19 protein-coding genes, 1 tRNA gene and 1 pseudogene are annotated in these 19,165 nt (G+C 61.6%); 16 read left to right on the top strand and 5 right to left on the bottom strand.

Translation table 11 applies throughout. The annotated features are described in order from the left end of the window. The first annotated feature begins 2 nt into the window (after window positions 1–2). The 7 genes from ACVWWD_RS22055 to ACVWWD_RS22025 all read left to right on the top strand — a co-directional run bounded on the left by ACVWWD_RS22055 (window position 3) and on the right by ACVWWD_RS22025 (window position 7,047). Window positions 3–1,070, top strand: a complete 1,068-nt coding sequence (locus ACVWWD_RS22055) for an ABC transporter ATP-binding protein (protein WP_023795215.1) — start codon at window positions 3–5, stop codon at window positions 1,068–1,070. After that, window positions 1,071–1,937 carry a carbohydrate ABC transporter permease gene (locus ACVWWD_RS22050; RefSeq protein ID WP_015317735.1) on the top strand — a complete coding sequence of 289 codons (867 nt, stop codon included), beginning with the start codon at window positions 1,071–1,073 and terminating at the stop codon, window positions 1,935–1,937. A gap of 100 nt (window positions 1,938–2,037) precedes the next feature. Then, window positions 2,038–2,856 (top strand): ABC transporter permease subunit, encoded by an 819-nt coding sequence (locus ACVWWD_RS22045; RefSeq protein ID WP_435054003.1) that lies wholly within the window; start codon window positions 2,038–2,040, stop codon window positions 2,854–2,856. A gap of 1 nt (window position 2,857) precedes the next feature. Then, complete coding sequence (locus tag ACVWWD_RS22040) at window positions 2,858–3,145, top strand: DUF2160 domain-containing protein (protein WP_023773856.1); 288 nt, start codon at window positions 2,858–2,860, stop codon at window positions 3,143–3,145. 79 nt (window positions 3,146–3,224) lie between these two features. Further along, window positions 3,225–4,949: an ABC transporter substrate-binding protein gene (locus ACVWWD_RS22035; RefSeq protein WP_023795213.1), complete on the top strand. Its 1,725-nt coding sequence runs from the start codon at window positions 3,225–3,227 to the stop codon at window positions 4,947–4,949. A 96-nt stretch (window positions 4,950–5,045) separates the two neighbouring features. Continuing rightward, complete coding sequence (glpK, locus tag ACVWWD_RS22030) at window positions 5,046–6,539, top strand: glycerol kinase GlpK (RefSeq protein ID WP_352549385.1); 1,494 nt, start codon at window positions 5,046–5,048, stop codon at window positions 6,537–6,539. A 31-nt stretch (window positions 6,540–6,570) separates the two neighbouring features. Further along, window positions 6,571–7,047, top strand: coding sequence for a DUF6882 domain-containing protein (locus tag ACVWWD_RS22025; RefSeq protein WP_352685967.1), 477 nt, complete (start codon window positions 6,571–6,573; stop codon window positions 7,045–7,047). Between the two features lie 105 nt (window positions 7,048–7,152). Here the strand turns inward: ACVWWD_RS22025 and ACVWWD_RS22020 are convergent, their stop codons facing one another. Continuing rightward, the gene (locus ACVWWD_RS22020; protein WP_023773852.1) at window positions 7,153–7,623 is read right to left on the bottom strand and encodes a BA14K family protein; all 471 of its coding nucleotides are present in this window, start codon (window positions 7,621–7,623) and stop codon (window positions 7,153–7,155) included. A 252-nt stretch (window positions 7,624–7,875) separates the two neighbouring features. Between ACVWWD_RS22020 and ACVWWD_RS22015 the strand changes: the two genes are divergently transcribed. Further along, a tRNA-Lys gene (locus tag ACVWWD_RS22015) sits at window positions 7,876–7,951 on the top strand. 221 nt (window positions 7,952–8,172) lie between these two features. Here ACVWWD_RS22015 and ACVWWD_RS22010 read toward each other — a convergent pair. Continuing rightward, window positions 8,173–9,240, bottom strand: coding sequence for an acyltransferase family protein (locus ACVWWD_RS22010; RefSeq protein ID WP_084567537.1), 1,068 nt, complete (start codon window positions 9,238–9,240; stop codon window positions 8,173–8,175). A gap of 251 nt (window positions 9,241–9,491) precedes the next feature. On the opposite strand from ACVWWD_RS22010, the gene ACVWWD_RS22005 reads away from it, so the two are divergent. The 3 genes from ACVWWD_RS22005 to ACVWWD_RS21995 all read left to right on the top strand — a co-directional run bounded on the left by ACVWWD_RS22005 (window position 9,492) and on the right by ACVWWD_RS21995 (window position 10,399). Further along, on the top strand, window positions 9,492–9,977 hold the full coding sequence (locus ACVWWD_RS22005) for a hypothetical protein (RefSeq protein WP_352549390.1): 486 nt from the start codon (window positions 9,492–9,494) through the stop codon (window positions 9,975–9,977). Further along, window positions 9,974–10,150, top strand: coding sequence for a hypothetical protein (locus ACVWWD_RS22000; RefSeq protein ID WP_352549392.1), 177 nt, complete (start codon window positions 9,974–9,976; stop codon window positions 10,148–10,150). The genes ACVWWD_RS22005 and ACVWWD_RS22000 overlap by 4 nt, the downstream gene beginning before the upstream one ends. Before the next feature lie 75 nt (window positions 10,151–10,225). Next, a complete protein-coding gene (locus ACVWWD_RS21995; protein ID WP_156942032.1) occupies window positions 10,226–10,399 on the top strand; it encodes a hypothetical protein in 174 nt (57 codons plus the stop codon). 195 nt (window positions 10,400–10,594) lie between these two features. Here ACVWWD_RS21995 and ACVWWD_RS21990 read toward each other — a convergent pair whose 3' ends face one another. Further along, window positions 10,595–11,080 carry a hypothetical protein gene (locus ACVWWD_RS21990; RefSeq protein ID WP_023773851.1) on the bottom strand — a complete coding sequence of 162 codons (486 nt, stop codon included), beginning with the start codon at window positions 11,078–11,080 and terminating at the stop codon, window positions 10,595–10,597. Between the two features lie 177 nt (window positions 11,081–11,257). Between ACVWWD_RS21990 and ACVWWD_RS21985 the strand changes: the two genes are divergently transcribed. From ACVWWD_RS21985 to ACVWWD_RS21965, 5 genes are all read left to right on the top strand, one after another. After that, entirely contained in the window at window positions 11,258–12,319 is a 1,062-nt protein-coding gene (locus ACVWWD_RS21985; protein WP_352549394.1) for a glycosyltransferase family 4 protein, read from the top strand. A 45-nt stretch (window positions 12,320–12,364) separates the two neighbouring features. After that, entirely contained in the window at window positions 12,365–14,527 is a 2,163-nt protein-coding gene (locus ACVWWD_RS21980) for an amylo-alpha-1,6-glucosidase (RefSeq protein WP_023773849.1), read from the top strand. Window positions 14,528–14,633: 106 nt separating this feature from the next. Next, on the top strand, window positions 14,634–16,409 hold the full coding sequence (locus tag ACVWWD_RS21975; RefSeq protein ID WP_352549396.1) for an alpha,alpha-trehalose-phosphate synthase (UDP-forming): 1,776 nt from the start codon (window positions 14,634–14,636) through the stop codon (window positions 16,407–16,409). Beyond that, window positions 16,409–17,209, top strand: coding sequence for a trehalose-phosphatase (gene otsB / locus ACVWWD_RS21970; protein ID WP_023784016.1), 801 nt, complete (start codon window positions 16,409–16,411; stop codon window positions 17,207–17,209). Before ACVWWD_RS21975 ends, otsB begins: the two co-directional genes overlap by 1 nt. After that, on the top strand, window positions 17,209–17,421 hold the full coding sequence (locus ACVWWD_RS21965) for a hypothetical protein (RefSeq protein ID WP_352549397.1): 213 nt from the start codon (window positions 17,209–17,211) through the stop codon (window positions 17,419–17,421). Before otsB ends, ACVWWD_RS21965 begins: the two co-directional genes overlap by 1 nt. 6 nt (window positions 17,422–17,427) lie before the next feature. Here ACVWWD_RS21965 and dprA read toward each other — a convergent pair. After that, window positions 17,428–18,559, bottom strand: a pseudogene (gene dprA / locus ACVWWD_RS21960) (DNA-processing protein DprA). Next, entirely contained in the window at window positions 18,556–19,143 is a 588-nt protein-coding gene (gene plsY / locus ACVWWD_RS21955; RefSeq protein WP_023784018.1) for a glycerol-3-phosphate 1-O-acyltransferase PlsY, read from the bottom strand. The pseudogene dprA and the gene plsY overlap by 4 nt, the downstream one beginning before the upstream one ends. Window positions 19,144–19,165 lie beyond the last annotated feature (22 nt).

Below are 19,165 nucleotides of genomic sequence, written 5' to 3'. Positions count from 1 at the left end.
ATATGGCGCGTATCGACGTCAACCATGTCAGGCATTCCTATCTGCCGAACCCGCGCAAGGATGCCGATTTCGCGCTGCGCGAAGTGCATCACACTTTCGAGGATGGTGGTGCCTATGCGCTGCTCGGACCGTCCGGCTGCGGCAAGACCACGCTGCTCAACATCATTTCGGGCCTGCTGCATCCCTCGCACGGCCAGTTGCTGTTCAACGGCAGGGACGTGACCAATCTGTCGACGCAGGAACGCAATATCGCGCAGGTGTTCCAGTTCCCGGTGATCTACGACACCATGACCGTCTACGACAATCTGGCGTTCCCGCTGCGCAATCGCGGCGTGCCGGAGGCAGATGTCGACCGCAAGGTTCGCGAGACGCTGGAGATGATCGACCTCGCTTCCTGGGCGAAGAAGAAGGCCAGGGGCCTGACCGCCGACCAGAAGCAGAAGATCTCGCTCGGCCGTGGGCTGGTGCGCTCGGACGTGAACGCCATCCTGTTCGACGAACCGCTGACCGTCATCGACCCGCACATGAAATGGGTGCTGCGCTCGCAATTGAAACAGCTGCATCGCCGCTTCGGCTACACGATGGTCTATGTCACGCACGACCAGACCGAGGCGCTGACCTTCGCCGACCAGGTCGTGGTCATGTATGATGGCGGCATCGTGCAGATCGGCACGCCGGCAGAGCTGTTCGAGCGGCCGCGCCATACTTTTGTCGGTTATTTCATCGGCTCGCCGGGCATGAACGTCATGCCTGTGGCGATCGACGGCAAGACGGCGACCCTCGGCTCGCAGCGTATCGAACTGCCGGGCGCGCCGAAGGCGCCCCCCGGCGCCGTCGAGCTTGGCATTCGTCCGGAATATGTTCGACTCGGCCGCGACGGCATGGCTGTTTCAATCACCAAGGTCGAGGATGTCGGCCGCCACAAGGTGGTGCGTGCCAAGCTCGAGGGCCGGGAGATCGCGGCGGTGATCGGCGAGGACGAGACGGTGCCGGCCGAACCGAAGGTGCGGTTCGATCCGGCCGGCATCAACATCTATGCCGATTCCTGGCGTGTCGAGATGGGGGCATAGATGGACAAGACCTGGAACAACAAGGCCTGGTTCCTCGTGCTGCCGGTGCTGGTGCTGGTAGCCTTCACCGCCGTCATCCCGCTGATGACGGTCGTGAACTATTCGGTGCAGGACACGTTCGGCAACAATGTCTTCACCTGGGCCGGCACCGAATGGTTCGAGGAACTGCTTTCATCCAGCCGCTTCTGGGAAGCGATGGTCCGCAACCTGATCTTTTCCTTCATCATCCTGGCAATCGAGGTGCCGCTCGGCATCTTCATCGCGCTCAACATGCCGAAGAAGGGCTGGGGCGTGCCGGTCTGCCTGGTGCTGATGTCGCTGCCGCTGCTGATCCCGTGGAACGTCGTCGGCACCATCTGGCAGGTGTTCGGTCGCAACGACATAGGGCTGTTGGGATATTACCTCAACGCGCTCGGGATCGACTACAATTACGTGCAGGATCCGTTCGATGCCTGGGTGACGATCATCGTCATGGATGTCTGGCACTGGACCAGCCTTGTCGTGCTGCTCTGCTACGCCGGCCTGGTCTCGATCCCCGATGCCTTCTACCAGGCGGCAAAGATCGACGGGGCCTCGCGCTGGGCGGTATTCCGCTATATCCAGCTGCCGAAAATGCAGCGCGTGCTTTTGATCGCCGTGCTGCTGCGCTTCATGGACAGTTTCATGATCTACACCGAACCGTTCGTCGTCACCGGCGGCGGGCCGGGCAACTCGACGACCTTCCTGTCGATCGACCTCGTCAAGACGGCGCTCGGCCAGTTCGACCTTGGCCCGGCGGCCGCCATGTCGCTGGTCTACTTCCTCATCATCCTGTTGTTGTCATGGGTGTTCTACACCGTGATGACCAATTACGACGCGGAGCGCTGAAATGGCTGGCGCCAATGAACGAACCGAGCGCAATGTGATGAACCGGACCGCCTCGGAAAGTCTGGCCGGTACGCTGTCGCAGAGCGATCTCGACAGGCGCATGCGCCGGCGCGGCGAGGAATCACGCTGGTGGTGGATCGTGCCGACGCTCTACATCATCGTACTTTTGCTGCCGATCTACTGGCTCATCAATATGAGCTTCAAGACCAATGCCGAGATCGTCAACTCGATGACGCTCTACCCGCACACGCCGACAATCGCCAACTACGTCACCATCTTCACCGAGAAGGCCTGGTACTCCGGTTACGTCAACTCGATCACCTATGTTGTCATGAACATGGTGATTTCGGTATCGGTGGCGCTGCCCGCGGCCTATGCCTTTTCGCGCTACCGCTTCCTTGGCGACAAGCATCTGTTCTTCTGGCTGCTGACCAACCGCATGGCGCCGCCGGCGGTGTTCGCACTGCCGTTCTTCCAACTCTACTCGGCCTTCGGGCTGATCGACACGCATATCGCCGTGGCGCTGGCGCATTGCCTGTTCAACGTTCCGCTGGCGGTGTGGATTCTCGAGGGCTTCATGTCGGGCGTGCCGAAGGAGATCGACGAGACCGCCTATATCGACGGCTATTCCTTCCCGCGCTTCTTCGTAAAGATCTTCATGCCGCTGATCGCGAGCGGCATCGGTGTGGCCTGCTTCTTCTGCTTCATGTTCTCGTGGGTCGAATTGCTGATCGCACGCACGCTGACCACCACCGACGCCAAGCCGATCGCCGCCACCATGACGCGTACGGTATCGGCCTCGGGCATGGATTGGGGCCTGCTCGCCGCCGCCGGCGTGCTGACGCTGATCCCCGGCGCGCTCGTCATCTGGTTCGTGCGAAATTATATCGCCAAGGGCTTTGCCCTGGGGAGGGTGTAACATGAACCTCGACTTCTCCTGGATGGCATGGACCTGGCCGACGGCCGCGTTCTTCACCGTCATAGCGCTGCTTTTGCTTGGCATGGGCGTCTGGGAATACGCCTCGCCGGGCGGCAATCCGCGCGTCGGCATCCTACGCTTCGAGACGACGCGCGGCGATCGTCTTTTCCTGTCGCTGCTCGGCAGCGCCTTTATCCATCTCGCTTGGCTGGGTCTAGTCGGACCCAACCTGTGGTGGGCTCTCGCTCTCTCCGTGGTCTACGCCATCGGCGTGTTCCGCTACGTATAGAGGGGGAAACTGTTGGAGCGGTCGCGTGCCGGTGGCCGCTCCAGATCGTACTTGAAACATTTTAACTGTGGAGGAACACATGCGACGGCAATTTTTAACATCGACGACGGCCCTTGTCCTATTGCTCGGGGCCGGTAATGCCTATGCCGGGATGGATGAAGCAAAAGCCTTTCTCGACAAGGAGATAGGCCCGCTCTCGACGCTTTCCCGCGCCGACCAGGAAAAGCAAATGCAGTGGTTCATCGACGCGGCCAAGCCCTTCGCCGGCATGGAAATCAAAGTCGTGTCTGAAACCTTGACCACCCACCAGTACGAGTCTCAGGTGCTGGCGCCGGCCTTTACCGCCATCACCGGCATCAAGGTCACGCATGACGTCATTCAGGAAGGCGACGTCGTCGAGAAGATCCAGACCCAGATGCAAACCGGCCAGAACATCTATGACGGCTGGGTCAACGATTCCGATCTGATCGGCACCCACTGGCGTTACCAGCAGGTGCGCAACCTGACCGACTGGATGGCGGGCGAAGGCAAGGACGTTACCGATCCGATGCTCGACGTCGACGATTTCGTCGGCACGAAGTTCACCACCGCGCCAGACAAGAAGCTCTACCAACTGCCCGACCAGCAGTTCGCGAACCTCTACTGGTTCCGCTACGACTGGTTCAACGATGAGAAGAACAAGGCCGATTTCAAGGCCAAGTACGGCTACGATCTCGGCGTGCCGGTCAACTGGTCGGCCTATGAGGACATCGCCGAATTCTTCACTGGCCGCGACGTCAACGGCAAGAAAGTCTATGGCCACATGGACTACGGCAAGAAGGATCCGTCGCTCGGCTGGCGGTTCACCGACGCCTGGCTGTCGATGGCCGGCAATGGCGACAAGGGCCTGCCGAACGGCGTGCCGGTCGACGAATGGGGTATCAAGGTCGATGCGAATTCACGGCCTGTCGGCTCGTGCACCGCGCGCGGCGGCGACACCAATGGACCAGCATCGGTTTATGCCATCCAGAAGTATCTCGATTGGCTGAAGGCCTATGCGCCGCCGGAAGCCCAGGGCATGACCTTCTCCGAGTCCGGCCCCGTGCCGTCGCAAGGCAATGTCGCCCAGCAGATCTTCTGGTACACAGCGTTCACCGCCGACATGGTCAAGCCCGGCCTGCCGGTCATGAACGACGACGGTACGCCGAAGTGGCGCATGGCGCCGTCTCCGCACGGCTCCTACTGGAAGGACGGCATGAAGCTCGGCTATCAGGACGTCGGCTCCTGGACTCTGATGAAGTCGACGCCGACCGACCGCGCCAAGGCCGCCTGGCTTTATGCCCAGTTCGTCACCTCGAAGACCGTCGATGTGAAGAAGAGTCAGGTTGGCCTGACCTTCATTCGCGACTCCACCATCCATGACAAGAGCTTCACCGAACGTGCGCCGAAGCTCGGCGGTCTGATCGAGTTCTATCGCTCGCCTGCCCGTGTGCAGTGGACGCCGACCGGTACCAACGTGCCGGACTATCCGAAGCTGGCGCAGCTCTGGTGGCAGAACATCGGTGACGCATCGTCTGGTGCCAAGACACCGCAGGAAGCCATGGATTCGCTCTGCGCCGATCAGGAAAAAGTGATGGCACGTATCGAGAAATCCGGTGTCCAGGGCGACATCGGACCGAAGATGGCCGAGGAGCATGACCTTGCCTACTGGAACGCCGATGCGGTTAAGAGCGGCAATCTGGCGCCTCAGCTGAAGCTCGAGAAGGAGAAGGACAAGCCGATCACCATCAACTACGACGAACTGGTGAAGAGCTGGCAGAAGTAAATTCTGGTGCTGGCGTTCGCGCCGGCGTCATAATGATCGGGGAGGCGGCATCTTGCCGTCTCCCCTGTTCGTATAAGCTGCTTACCCGGAGGGAGAATGACCGGATATATCCTTGCGATCGACCAGGGTACGACATCGAGCCGGGCGATCCTGTTCGACGGCTCGATGAAGGTCGCGGGCAGTGGGCAGAAGGAATTCACCCAGCACTATCCGGCCTCAGGCTGGGTTGAACACGATCCGGAGGAGATCTGGTCGAGCGTCGTTGAGACTGTGAATGCCGCGCTGAAGAATGCCCGCCGCGACGCTTCGGATGTGGCTGCGATCGGCATCACCAACCAGCGCGAGACGGTCGTCATCTGGGACAAATTGACCGGCAAACCGATCCACAACGCCATTGTCTGGCAGGACCGCCGCACCGCACCGCTATGCCAGAAGCTCAGGAAGCAGGGGCTCGAGAAGAAATTCACCCGCAAGACCGGCTTGCTGCTCGATCCCTATTTCTCCGGCACCAAGATCGCCTGGATGCTGGACAAGGTGAAGGGCGCGAGGAAGCGTGCCGAGAGGGGCGAGCTGCTCGCCGGCACCATCGACAGCTTTTTGATCTGGCGGCTGACCGGTGGCAAGGTCCACGCCACCGATGCCACCAACGCTTCGCGCACGCTGGTCTACAACATCGCGGAGAATGCCTGGGACGAGGAGCTGCTGGCCATCCTGCGTATCCCCGCCGCGATACTGCCCGAAGTCAAGGATTGCGCCGATGATTATGGAACCACTGAGAAAAACCTGTTTGGGGCCGAAATCAGAATCCTCGGCGTTGCCGGAGACCAGCATGCAGCAACGATTGGCCAGGCCTGTTTCGAACCGGGCATGATGAAATCGACCTATGGCACCGGCTGTTTTGCGCTGCTCAACACCGGCAGCGACCTAGTGCGGTCGAAGAACCGGCTCTTGGCCACCATTGCCTATCGGCTGAATGGCAAGACCACCTATGCGCTGGAAGGCTCGATCTTCATCGCTGGGGCTGCCGTGCAATGGCTGCGCGACGGCATCAAGGTGATTGGCAAGGCCGAGCAGAGCGGCAAGCTGGCGGCGGAGGCCGATCCGACGCAAAACGTCTATCTGGTGCCGGCCTTTGTCGGGCTTGGTGCGCCGCACTGGGACGCGGACGCGAGAGGGGCGATTTTCGGTCTGACGCGCAATTCCGGCCCGGCCGAGTTTGCCCGTGCGGCTTTGGAATCCGTTGCCTACCAGACCCGCGACCTGCTCGACGCCATGCACAAGGATTGGAAGGGCGCCAAGGCAAAGACGGTGCTCAGGGTTGATGGCGGCATGGTGGCATCGGACTGGACCATGCAGCGCCTGGCCGACATTCTCGACGCGCCGGTCGACCGGCCGACAATTCTGGAGACGACCGCGCTGGGGGCGGCGTGGCTCGCTGGTTCGAAGGCGGGCGTATGGCCGAAGATCGGGGAGTTCGCGAAAAGCTGGGCGCTTGAGCGACGGTTCAAGCCGCAGATGGACGCCTCCGTGCGCACCGCCAAGCTTGCTGGGTGGCGCGATGCTGTGCGCAGGACGCTGAGCATGCCATAACACGAGCGCGACTCGGTGAGGAGGAGGGGACATGCAGCCGGACTGGTATCCCGCATGGCGTGACGATGCTTTCAAACAGCTCGTCGCCAAGAATGCCCAGTTGGAGAAAGATTTCCGCCTCGGCCACTGGCCACGCTATGATTACGATCTGACGGCCGGAAAGCTGCTCTTCTCGGAGCAAGGGATCGTCAAGGTGGTCACGGAGGTTCAGGTCGCGGGCTCGACGAGCGCCAAGGCCGGCTACTGGCTCTGGGCCTGGGCCAATTCGAATATGCCTGGTGAACTGCTTGAGGATGCAAAACGCGTTCGATCCTTCGGAGAGGACAACGGCATCGACGAACTTGCTCACCCTTATGTAACGGATGCCGGCGATGATCTTGAAGCGCTCGGTTGGGAACTGGCCGGGACGATGGTTCGAGTTTGCGAGGCCCTCGGCGCCTATCGTTCCCCGCGGGGTGCAGGTGGAGGGCTCTATCTGATCTTGAAAAGTATAAAGTGGGCTAGCTGATGCAGGGCCTTCGGTTCGCTGTGTACGAGTTCAAAAAAATGCATCGCAAAAAGCCCGCGCTTTGCGGCGCGGGCTTCAAAGGATCGGCGAATTCCGCCAACCAGATCAGTAAGGCGAACGGCACTCCCGACGAGGACCATTGTTCGGCTGGAAGGTGTTGTCGGAAGCGCGGTAGCTCCGATAATGATCATAGCACCACTGAACGTGCGAATTGCCTTCATAGACGCGGTTGTTCTCGTTGTTGACAATCGCGCCGGTGATCAGCGCGCCAGTCGCGAAGGCGGCCAGCGGGAACCAGTAGTCGCCATGACGGCGATAGCCGCGGCGATATTCACGATAGCCGCGATGGCCATTCCAATACATGTCACCGTTGCGGCTGAAGCTTCGATTGCGCGAGAAATTGCGATCGAAAGAGCGGTTTCTCCTCCACTCCCGGTACTGCACCGTCTGAACATCCGGCGTTGCCGCCTGGGAGAGTGGCACATAGTTGGGCTGGGCGTTGACCGGCACCACCTCCGCCGCGACGAATGTGGCCGAAAGGGTGGCGGCAAGCAGGCCTGTCGTAATTCTATTCATTGGTATTCTCCTCGAGGGTTTGCGAACGTCCCTTTGGCGAAAAACGATAGTGCGTCGGATTTGTTCCCCCTGCTGGCCTCCATGGCCGGACTGAACCAAAACCGCCGGGCTGCTCGCCAGAACCGGGGAACAAGCAAGGGGCAGCGATTTAGGGCAGAGAGCGGATTTGAGACCCATCTTTTCCGGTTGACCGGTCGCGGCACTCTCCCTATGTTCCGCGCAATTTCGAGGGCGGCCTTTTCGAGCCCCCGGGAGCGCGTAGCTCAGCCGGTAGAGCAACTGACTTTTAATCAGTAGGTCATGGGTTCGAATCCCATCGCGCTCACCAAAGTTTTACGCGAAGGTTAATCACTTGCGGTTTTGGTGAAAAGAACAGAGCCGGAACCGTACGACTTTTTGCGACCCGTGCGACTTCAAAAGTCGCACGCGGTGTTCGCTGCAATGAGAACGCCAACATGTTCAAGCTGCTCTGCGCATCAACAACGAGCCGGCGTCCTGCGAGGTAAAATCCGAGGAAATCTCGCTGATCAAGCAGGCGATCGGCCGCGCCTACGGCCCGAACGTCTGCGGCCCAGCGGAGGCTTTGCTAGTGGGCGAATAGTGGCGCCCGGTGAGCGCGAGCCGCACCGGTGTCTCGAAAAAGCGCCAGACCACATAGGATGCCACGTAGATGGTGGCGATCCCCAGCGCCCAGCCGTATTCCACGGTCTTTTCGATGATGATGCCGTGCAGCATATAGGTGGCGAAACTGATCTCGCCGAGCAAGACCGGGGCGCGGTACGATAGTATCCGGCTCAAGATGCCTGTTCCGAAGGCAAAGACATATACCATTGCGGCGAACGCGAATTGCGATCCCGCCAGCGTCAGCCAGATTGCGATGGGAGCCGGCGCCATTCTTCCGACTGTAGACATCAGCAGCACCGACAATCCGGCGCCGGCAACCGCCACCCATTCCGCGCCGGCGAACGGGCGATAGGTGCCGGCCAGATACAGTCTGGCGGCCAGTATCCCGCTCATGAATTCCAGTAGCCGCATCAGCGGGTTCTGGATGGCAAATAGTGACGGCGACCACTCCCACGGCCCAGCCGGTTCGCCCTGGTAAATGACCGCGGCGAAGGCCAGTGCAGCAAGCGTTGCAGCTGCAACAAGGCCATAGAGCAATCCAAACCGTTTCGCCGCCACGATGAACGGGAAGACGGCATAAAACAGCAACTCGACTGAAAGCGTCCACGACACGCTGTTGAAGGACAGGGCATAGGCCTGGCTAGGCACCCAGCTTTGCAGCAGGGCGAGATTGATCAAGGCGATACCGAAGCCACCGCCGGTTGCCCACACCCAGCCGACCGGCGTCACGGCGATAAAAATCAGGAATGACAGGAAGTGAGTGGGCCAAATTCGGGCGAAGCGCGCCCAGTAGAACGCGGCTTTTGCTGCACCGTCGCGCGAATGAACATAGGTCAGGATGAAGCCCGACAACACGAAGAAAAAGGAAACTCCGTTTGCCAACCATGCGGAAGTGTGAATGCCAATGTGCGGGCCGAGGTGAAAAACAACCACCGAGGCGGCTGCAAAGAACCGTAGCGACGTGAGAGGTTTAAGGGTCGATCTATCAAGCATTGGTCAGCCGATAGGCCGTGAAGCACAAAAACTCAACTTCAGAATTCCGTTGTGCCCAATTGACGGTTCCGCGTGCGCTTCATCCTGCCACAACCATAGGAGGTTTCAGGTATGGCAAAGGGCAAGGCACAGGATCTGTTTCGCTCGAAGGCGCCGTGGATCATGGCGCTGCTGATGCGCGATTTCGAACTGCAGGTGGACGCCGCGGCCGTCTCGGCAATCTCGGCCATTAGTGCGCCGGCTTCTCGTCCATGCAGGAAATCAAGCCGACCGTGCCTTCCTCGCGCGGCGGTTTTGGCTGGGCGATGTGGACCGGCCCGCGCCGGCGCAAGTTCGAAGCCTATTGCAATCGCGCTGCGCTCGATGCTGCCGGCGACCAGGCGAACTACGGCTTCCTGTTCCCGGAACTGAAAGGCAGCTATCGCGGCGCTATCGCCAAGCTGCTGGCCGCAAAGGGTCTGGCGGCCAAGGTCAGGGCGTTCGAGCTAGCCTGGGCCGGCAAAAAGAACTATGCCAGCCGCAACCAGTGGGCGGCGATCGCTCTGGATGCCTGGCACGCGATCGGCCAGGACAGTCTTCCGAACCTGCCCGATTGGGCCTTGCCGCCGGCAGGCAAGCCCGCCAGCGCGCAAGAACCGCCTCCCGCGCCTTCGGTGGCGAAACCCGCCCCTGTGCCGCGCCGGTTGTGGTCGAAAAGCCTGTCGTCGCAGATCCCGGCGAGTTGCACACGCCGGTGACCAAGTCGAAGACGTTCTGGACCTGGCTCCTGACGGCGATCGGTGCACCGGTCGCCGCCTTCGGCAATTTCGACTGGCGCGTGCAGCCAACGATCGTCGGCGTCATCGTCGCCTTTGCCGCCTACTGGGCACCACCAGACGCGCGCAGTTCGCCCAGGCGGTGCGCGACCTGAAGTCGGAAATCGGCGGGTGAGCGTCGCGCTCGACATAGCGCTGGCGTTGGCAGGCAAGGCCGCCAAGGGGCTTTGGTGGCTCGCCGCTACGCCACGCCAGGCCGGATTGTCATCGCAATGCTGCTGGCGGCGCTCCTTGTGGCCGCCGGCTACCTCTACGGCCGGGATGACGGCCGCGCCGCACTGACGGCCGAGCTGGCCGGCAAGCGCATCACGATTTTGAAAGACGGGAAAGGCGATCGACAATGAAGTGCTTGCCGCTGATGACCCTGCTTTGTGGGCCCTTCTTGGCGGGTGCCTCGTGCAGCGAGACGCTGACTGACCCTTGCGACGTGCTGGTGCGCATGGAACCGAAACCGGCGACGAATTCTTATATCGTCGCCAATGACCGCAGCTTCGCCGTCTCGGTGGCGCAGCATCGCCTGTGCGGCGTGCAACGACTGCTCAGACGCCCCGTGACAGGTGCACGTCCAAAACGGCGGCTTTCTTGGCAACCAAACCTTCCAGATCCGCGTCGGATCGCTTGGTTCCGGTCCGTTCGCGCAGCAACGAGATCACCGCGCTCATCGAAAGCTGGGCAGTGCGATCGCTCAGGATAGCGTCCACCGCGCCGGCAACATCCGGGGTCTCCTTCGGTGCTCGCATAATCGGTTCCTTTCTGTTCAGGTCGGCCTCGGCGCCGTTGGCCGGTCCCCGCACGCCACGGTCGAAGATAACGGCCAAGCCGTTTTTCACGGCGAGGGCGGCGACCATGTCGTCGAGGTCGTGATCGGAAAACGCTGGCTCAGAAGGATCGGGCCTCAGGGTCCTGCGGATCACTCGGGCAGCCTGGTCCGTCGACACAAAGCCAAAATGCCGTTTTCTGGCCTCGACATATTGCTCGATGATCATGCTCAGACGCCGGGCTGCGATATTCCTGGGTTCCTGCATCTGGGCCTCCTTCGACTGCCGCAAGCGCAAGGTCGACAGCACCAAAAGGAAATAGGGCGGCGGATCTACTCAAACAGGGGACGGATCGATCATTCGACGCATCTTGCGCTGATATAGGAACGATACGGGCCCTGATGCATTTTGCCTCTATGACCAGCTCATTGAGGGACGCCGGACATGAAGATTGCCCATGTCGCACCACTCTACGAATCGGTGCCGCCACGACTTTACGGGGGTACCGAGCGTATCATCTCATATCTTACCGAAGCTCTCGTCGATCTCGGCCACGAGGTGACGTTGTTTGCCAGCGGCGACACGAAGAGCTCCGCCAAACTGGTGCCATGCCGCGAAAGGGCGCTTCGTCTCGATCCGCGTCCGCTGAAGTCGGAGATTGCTGCGCATTTGTCGATGCTCGACGAAGTGCGCAAACGGGCCGACGACTTCGACGTCGTGCATTTCCATCTGAGCCATTTCCTGCATTTCCCGTTTTTCCGTGATATGCCGCAGCGCACGGTGACGACGCCGCATGGCAGGCTGGATTACGCGGACCTCGCGCAGGCCTATGACCGGTTCCCGCGGTTCCCGATGATTTCCATATCCCGCAGCCAGCGGGCGCGGTTCGCATCCGCGAACTGGCTGGCGACGATCCATCACGGGCTGCCGCTTGACCTCTATGAGGCCGATTTCGAGGCCGGTTCGGACGGTACCTACCTTGCTTTTCTCGGCAGAATGTCACGCGACAAGCGGCCGGACCGGGCAATCGAGATTGCCCGCCGAACCGGCCTGAAACTGAAGCTCGCCGCCAAGGTCGGCGATGGCGACCGCGCTTATTTCGAGGAAGTCGTGCAGCCGCTGATCGATGGCGACAGGGTCGAGTATGTCGGCGAGATTGGCGAGGACCAGAAGGCCCGGTTTCTGGGCAATGCGGCCGCCTTGCTGCTTCCCATCGACTGGCCAGAACCCTTCGGGCTTGCGGTGATCGAGGCCATGGCGTGCGGAACCCCGGTCATGGCTTGGAGTTGCGGCGCCATGCCCGAGATCATCGATCATGGGGTCACCGGCTTTGTCGTCGAAACCATCGAAGATGCCGTCGCCTCGATGCCGGCTCTCCTGCAACTCGACAGGCGACGAATAAGAACGGCCTTCGAAAGGCGGTTTTCGGCCAACAGAATGGCCAGGGATTACGTCGAGGCTTATTCGCGGCTGACCAGAGGCCACGAAGAGAGCAGGGCCTCGTAGATCTTCAACCCGTTCGGAAACCAGCACGGGACAATCTTCTTGACCATTACCCAACTCGACGAGCGCAAACTCGATCCTGCGATAGCACTGGCTTCCCTGGACGAAACCGCGCCCAGGGAGCCGCATCGGCTTTACGCGCTCAAGCATGGCGATTGCTTTGCCGTCGCCGACGCCTACGGCGACATACGCGGCGCGGGCGACGGCTTCTTCCGCGACGACACGCGCGTGCTCTCCGAATTTCGCCTGACGGTTGGCGGACGATCGCTGTCGCTGCTTGGCGCATCGCTCAGCCAGGACAACGTCCTGTTCACCAGCAACCTGACCAATCTGCCGATCGAGAGCGCCGCGGGCCGCCAGATCCCGCAGGGCGCGATCCATATCGAGCGGGTCAGGCTTCTGTGGCAGGAGAGGCTATATGAACGCATCACGCTCTCGAATTATAGCCGGGAGCATTCGACGGTCTTGGTATCACTGCGCTTTGGTGTCGATTTTCGCGACATGTTCGAAGTCCGGGGCTCGACCCGCTCCAAGCGTGGCACCGCGCACACGGCCGAGATGGATCAGAGTTCGGTCGTGCACCGCTACGAAGGGCTGGACAAGGTCGTGCGGACATCGGCCATTTCGTTTTCACAGCCGCCGGATCACCTGACCTCCGAGCGGGCGGATTTCTTCATTGCTGTCACCAAGCGCAGCCGCCAGACGCTGTACGTAGAGGTGGGAAGCAAGACAGCGGCCCGCCCGCAAACTGATCGGTTCCGGTCCGCCGCGGCGCGCGCCCGTTTCGGCATGCGCGCCAAGCGCCGGCATGGGGCAACGCTGCACAGTTCAGGCCGCGTCTTTAATGATTGGATGGAACGGGCGCGTGCCGATGTGGCGTTGCTCACCACGGAACTGGCTACCGGGCCTTACCCCTATGCCGGGATCCCGTGGTTCTCCACCGCCTTCGGCCGCGACGGCGTGATTTCAGCTCTGCAGATGCTTTGGCTCAATCCTGGCCTGGCTCGCGGCGTGCTTGCCTTTCTCGCCCAGCACCAGGCGACCGAGACCTCTTCCTTCAGCGATTCCGAGCCCGGCAAGATCATGCACGAGACCCGCAAGGGCGAGATGGCGGCGCTGAGCGAGTTGCCGTTCGGCCGCTACTATGGCGGCGTCGATACGACGCCGCTCTACATCCATCTCGCCTGCGCCTATGCGGACCGCACGGGAGACACGGCTTTCATCGATGGGCTTTGGCCATCGCTGTGCGCCGCCGCCGAGTGGATCGAGACAGCGAGCCGTTCGACAGGGTTTCTTACCTATCAGCGCGCCGCGGAATCCGGCCTTGCCAACCAGGGATGGAAGGACAGCTTCGATTCCGTATTCCATGCCGACGGCCGCATTCCGAAAGGGCCGATCGCGCTTGTCGAGGTGCAGGGTTACGTCTTTGCGGCATTCCGGGGATTGGCAAAGCTGGCGCGGCTGCGCGGCGAAGAGGAGCGGGCGGAGAATTGGGAGCTGCGCGCCGATGCCATTCGCCAACAAGTCGAACGCCATTTCTGGATCGAAGAGCTTGGCTACTATGCGCTGGCGATCGATGGCGATGGCCAACCCTGCAAGGTGCGCACGTCAAATGCGGGTCACCTGCTCTATGTCGGCCTTCCCAATCCGGATCGCGCCCGCATGGTCGCCGACCAGCTGCTGTCGGCTTCGTTCCATTCAGGCTGGGGGCTGAGAACGCTGGCGGACGATGCGATCTTTTTCAATCCGATGTCCTATCATAACGGCTCGATCTGGCCGCACGACACCGCGATCTGCGCTGCTGGGCTAGCACGATACGGCATCCGCGACAGCGTGGTGCGGTTGATGAGCGGGACCTTCGAATCCGCGGTTCATTTCAACATGCGGCTACCCGAACTGTTCTGCGGGTTCACGCGCTCGGCCGGTGAGGCGCCGATTGCCTATCCGGTGGCTTGCCTGCCGCAGGCCTGGTCCGCGGGCTCCGCCTTCATGCTCATGCAGGCCTGCCTCGGCCTACAGATCGACGGTTGGACGAACGAAATTCACGTGACCCGGCCGCACTTGCCGATCGGCATCGACAATCTTGTCATTCGCCATCTCTCGGTTGGACATGTGGCCGTGGACCTGACGTTTCAGCGCGTGGGGGATCGTGTCGGCGCCTTCCTCGCGGATGCGCATGAAGGGTTGGTGCCACTGGTGGTCAAGAGTTGAAAAATCGGAACCATCATGTGTGCTGAACGTTGGATCACCACGCCAAGGATGCTGGAGTTCCTGTCGGTGGACCTTCCGTATCGCATTGAAAGGTAATCAGTTCGAAATGCCCGACAACAGTTCGTACCTGGTCGTCCCCTCGGCCGCACTGTGGCTCTTCGTTCTCGTAATTGTCGGTATCTCAAGCCTCACGCTCGCGGTGGTGCTGTCACGGGCGCGCCAGGCCAGAAACGCCAAGCTCGCCCGTATGGAAGCTGGATCCGTTCGCAGTCCATTGCCGGAGTTCGAAAAGAACGGGCAATCCGCAGCCGCCGCGCTCGTCCAATGGTCGCCGGAAACGTTGCGTCACATTCTGGCGAAGGAACTTCCTGATGCGCAGGTGATCGTGGTGTCAAATCGCGAACCCTACATCCATAACCGCGACGGGGACGACATCCAGCTGGTCGTACCCGCCAGCGGGCTGGTCTCCGCCCTGGAGCCGATCACGCGCGCCTGTGCGGGCACATGGATCGCGTATGGCGGCGGTTCGGCTGATACGCTGGTTGTCGATGAAAACGACCGCATTGCAGTGCCGCCGGAAAACCCTTCCTATACGTTGCGCCGTGTCTGGCTGAGCGAGGAAGAACAGCAAGGCTATTATCTCGGCTTTGCCAATGAGGGGCTTTGGCCGCTGTGCCACATAGCCTTCACCCGACCGATATTCCGTGCCTCCGACTGGGAGGCCTACGAGGCGGTCAACCGCAAATTCGCCGACACCGTCGTCGCGGAGGCACGCAATGAGCGGCCCATCGTGCTGGTCCAGGACTACCATTTCGCGCTGTTGCCGCGGATGATCCGGGAGCGACTGCCGGAAGCGATCATCATTACCTTCTGGCACATCCCATGGCCGAATTCGGAGGTGTTCAGCATCTGCCCATGGCGCGAGAAGATCCTCGAAGGATTGCTGGGCAGTTCGATCGTCGGCTTCCACACCCAGTTCCATTGCAACAACTTCATCGATAGCGTCGACCGCTTCCTGGAGAGCAGGATCGAGCGCGAGGATTCCGCCATCTCCTACGGCGGCCAGATCAGCCTGGTTCACGCGTATCCGATTTCAATCGAATGGGAGCCGGCGCGACAGGCCCAACTGCCCGACGTGGCGGAATGCCGGCGGCATGTTCGTGAAAAATTCGGGCTGGCGGACGATGTCAGGCTGTGTGTCGGGGTCGAACGTCTCGACTACACCAAGGGTATCCTCGATCGCTTTACCGCACTCGACGAACTGCTGAGGCTCCATCCGGAATGGATTGGCAAGGTCGCCTTCCTGCAGATCGCGGCCCCCAGCCGCGGCACCTTACCCGCATACCAACAGTTGCACGACGAGTGTCTGCGTCAAGCCGAGGATCTCAACCGGCGCTATGGCCGCGACGGCTACACTCCCGTCCTGATGGTCACGGAACATCATTCGCAGGAACAGGTCTACGAAATCTACCGAGCCGCCGACGTTTGCATGGTCACGAGCCTGCATGACGGCATGAACCTGGTGGCCAAGGAATTCGTCGCGGCGCGCGATGACGAACAAGGGGTCCTGCTGCTCAGCATGTTCGCCGGCGCCTCCAAGGAACTGCTGGAAGCGCTGATCGTCAATCCGTACGACGCCACAATGATGGGCGACGCCCTGCTGCAGGCTTTGACGATGTCGCCGGACGAGCAGCGGCAGCGCATGCAAAGGATGCGTGAGGTCGTTCGCGACAACAATGTCTACCGGTGGGCAGGCAGCATGCTTCTCGATGCCGCGCGCCTGCGCAAACGCGTTGCGGTCGATCGCGCCGTCGGCGCAGCCCCGACGTCGTCCGGCAACGTGATCTCGCTACTCGATCGCAGACGGGTGGCGGCGCTGTGATGTCGCTTTTGCCAAAACTCCCCGTGCCTGAGCTCCCGACAGGGCCGTGGGCCTTGTTCCTGGACATTGACGGCACGCTTCTCGAACATGCCGCGCATCCCGATGCGGTGGTTGTCGGCGATGAATTGCGTACGCTGCTGGCGAGGCTCGAATTGCAATTGGATGGAGCTCTGGCGTTCATCACGGGACGATCGATCGCCGCGGTCGATCATCTTTTCCAGCCGCTCAGATTGCGCGCCGCCGGGCTGTATGGGCTTGAGCACAGGCTCACCCGTGATGGCCCGGTCGAGGCGGCGGGAGAGCCGGCCGACATTGCGGCACTCGCCGAGGAAATCGAAGCGGAGCTGGGCAGTTCGGACGTCTATATCGAGCGCAAGGGACCGATCCTGGCAGTCCACACGCGCGCGGCACCGCAACTGTTGCAGCGCGCGACGCAATTGGTCGAACAGGCGTTGGGCAGGTTGCCTACGGGATATCGGGTGCTGGCCGGCAATGCCGGCGTTGAATTGATGCCGCTGGACGCAGCAAAGGGAGCGGCCATCAGGCGCTTTCTGGATCTGCCGGCCTTCGAGGGGCGGCGGCCGGTGTTTCTTGGCGACGACACATCCGACGAAAATGGTTTCGAGGCCGTCAATGAGATTGACGGCATGTCGATCCGCATCAAACCGCACGGACCGACAGCGGCGCGCCATGTGCTTGCCGACGTCGGTGAGGCCTTGGCTTGGCTAGGTGCGGTGTGCAAGCGGAATTTAGATGGATCGACCGGTCTGGTCGACCCCTCGCACCGAAGGAGTCCGTGATGACCCAATTCACCAGTCTCATCTTGGAGATCATGCCTGCTTGGCTACGCCGGCGGTCGCTCCCGAATACGCACGAGAGCCAGCAGAGTTTCGATCCGTCGCGCCCGCAGGACGCGGACGAGGTCTGGCGCCAGTTTGTTCAAAAGGATTTCTTAGGCGCCAACATGCAGGATCACGACGAGACCGGAGATAAAAAGACCAGCCGCCATTGAGGGCGGTTAGCCTTCCCCCAAAACAAGCGACACATTTCCACCCGCGTGACGCTCGAGGCGGCCGGCGAGGTCGAGTTCAAGCAGCACCATGAAGACCTGGGCAGGGTGCAGGCCGGTGTGGCGGATGATCTCGTCGACCGGCACCGGTGTCGGCCCCAGCGCCTCGATCACCTGGGTTCGGTCGCTCTCGCCTGGTGGCGGTGTGGCCGAAAAGTCGGGTGGGTCCTCAAACGGCGGCAGATCAGGCGCTCGCATGCCGGTCAGCGGAAGGATCGCCCTGGAAATCCGAAGCTTCGGTGACCAGCGTGGCGCCGTCCTTGAGCAGACCGTTGGTACCGGCCGCGCGCGGATCGAGCGGCGAGCCGGGTACCGCAAAGACCAGCCGGCCCATCTCGCCGGCAAGCCTGGCGCTGATCAGCGAGCCTGAGCGCTGCGCTGCCTCGACCACCACCAGCCCAAGAGCCGCGCCCGCCACAAGGCGGTTGCGGCGCGGGAAGTCCTGGGCACGCGGCTGCCAGCCGAACGGCATTTCCGAGATGACGGCGCCACGCTCCGCAATGTCATCGCACAGACCGGCATTTTCGGGCGGGTAGGGCAGGTCGAGCCCACCTGCGAGCACGCCGACCGTACCGGTCAAGAGACTGCCCTGATGCGCCGCCGTGTCGATGCCACGTGCGAGGCCGGAGACGATGCCGTAGCCGTCTCGTCCGAGATCGGCTGCCAGCATGCGCGCCATCTTGATTCCGGCAAGCGATGCGTTGCGCGCGCCGACAATCGCAACACCCGGCAACCGGAAGACCGCGGCATTGCCCCTGACCGCCAGCAGCGGCGGCGGATTGTCCATGCTGCGCAACAGGGGCGGATAGTCTGCCTCGCCGATACCGACAAAGCGTGCTCCAACTCGCCGCGCGGCCTCCATCTCGGCCTCGGCCTCGGCAAGGGAAGGGATGCGCACGATCCGGTTGGCGCCGCCGGAAATCATCAGTTCCGGCAGCATTTCCAACGCGACTTCGGCCGAACCGAAACGGTTGATCAGGTCGCGAAAGGAGGCCGGGCCGACATTCTGGGTGCGGATTAGCCGCAGCCAGCTCAGCCGCTGGCGATCGGTGAGACGCGGCCCGGCGGCCGGTTCGCTCATCCCTTGGCTCCGATCTTGCCTTCGGTGCCGGCAATCAGCCGCGAAATGTTTTCTCGGTGCTTGATGAAGACAATGATGCTCATCACCACGAACAGAATGGCTATCCGCGGCGTGCTCAGGAAACAAAGCGCGATCGGCACCACCACGGCAGTTGCCAGCGCCGCCAGCGATGAGTAGCGGAAGAGGAAAGCCATCACCAACCATACGACAGCGAAGATCAATGCGACTTGCCAGGCAAGGCCGACCAGCACGCCGAGATAAGTGGCGACGCCCTTGCCACCCTTGAAGCCGAGCCATGCCGGGAACAGGTGACCCAGAAAGGCGCCGAGACCTGCCCAGATCGCGGCTTCAGGCGCGAAATGGCCCGCTATCAGCACGGCGGCCGTGCCTTTCAGCGCATCGAGCAGCAAAGTCGCGGCGGCAAGCCCCTTGTTGCCGGTGCGCAGCACATTGGTGGCGCCGATATTGCCTGAACCGATCTTGCGCACATCGCCAAGGCCGGCCGCGCGGGTAAGTAGCAGGCCGAATGGTATCGAGCCCAGCAGATAGCCGAATACCAGCGCTAGGATTGGGCTGTAAGTCATTGTTCCCCCCGCGTTCCCCCAA

The organism is Mesorhizobium sp. URHB0026 (genome assembly GCF_054059755.1).
The sequence above is the reverse complement of the archived record's forward strand: the minus strand, read 5'-3'. Positions and strand labels throughout refer to the sequence as shown.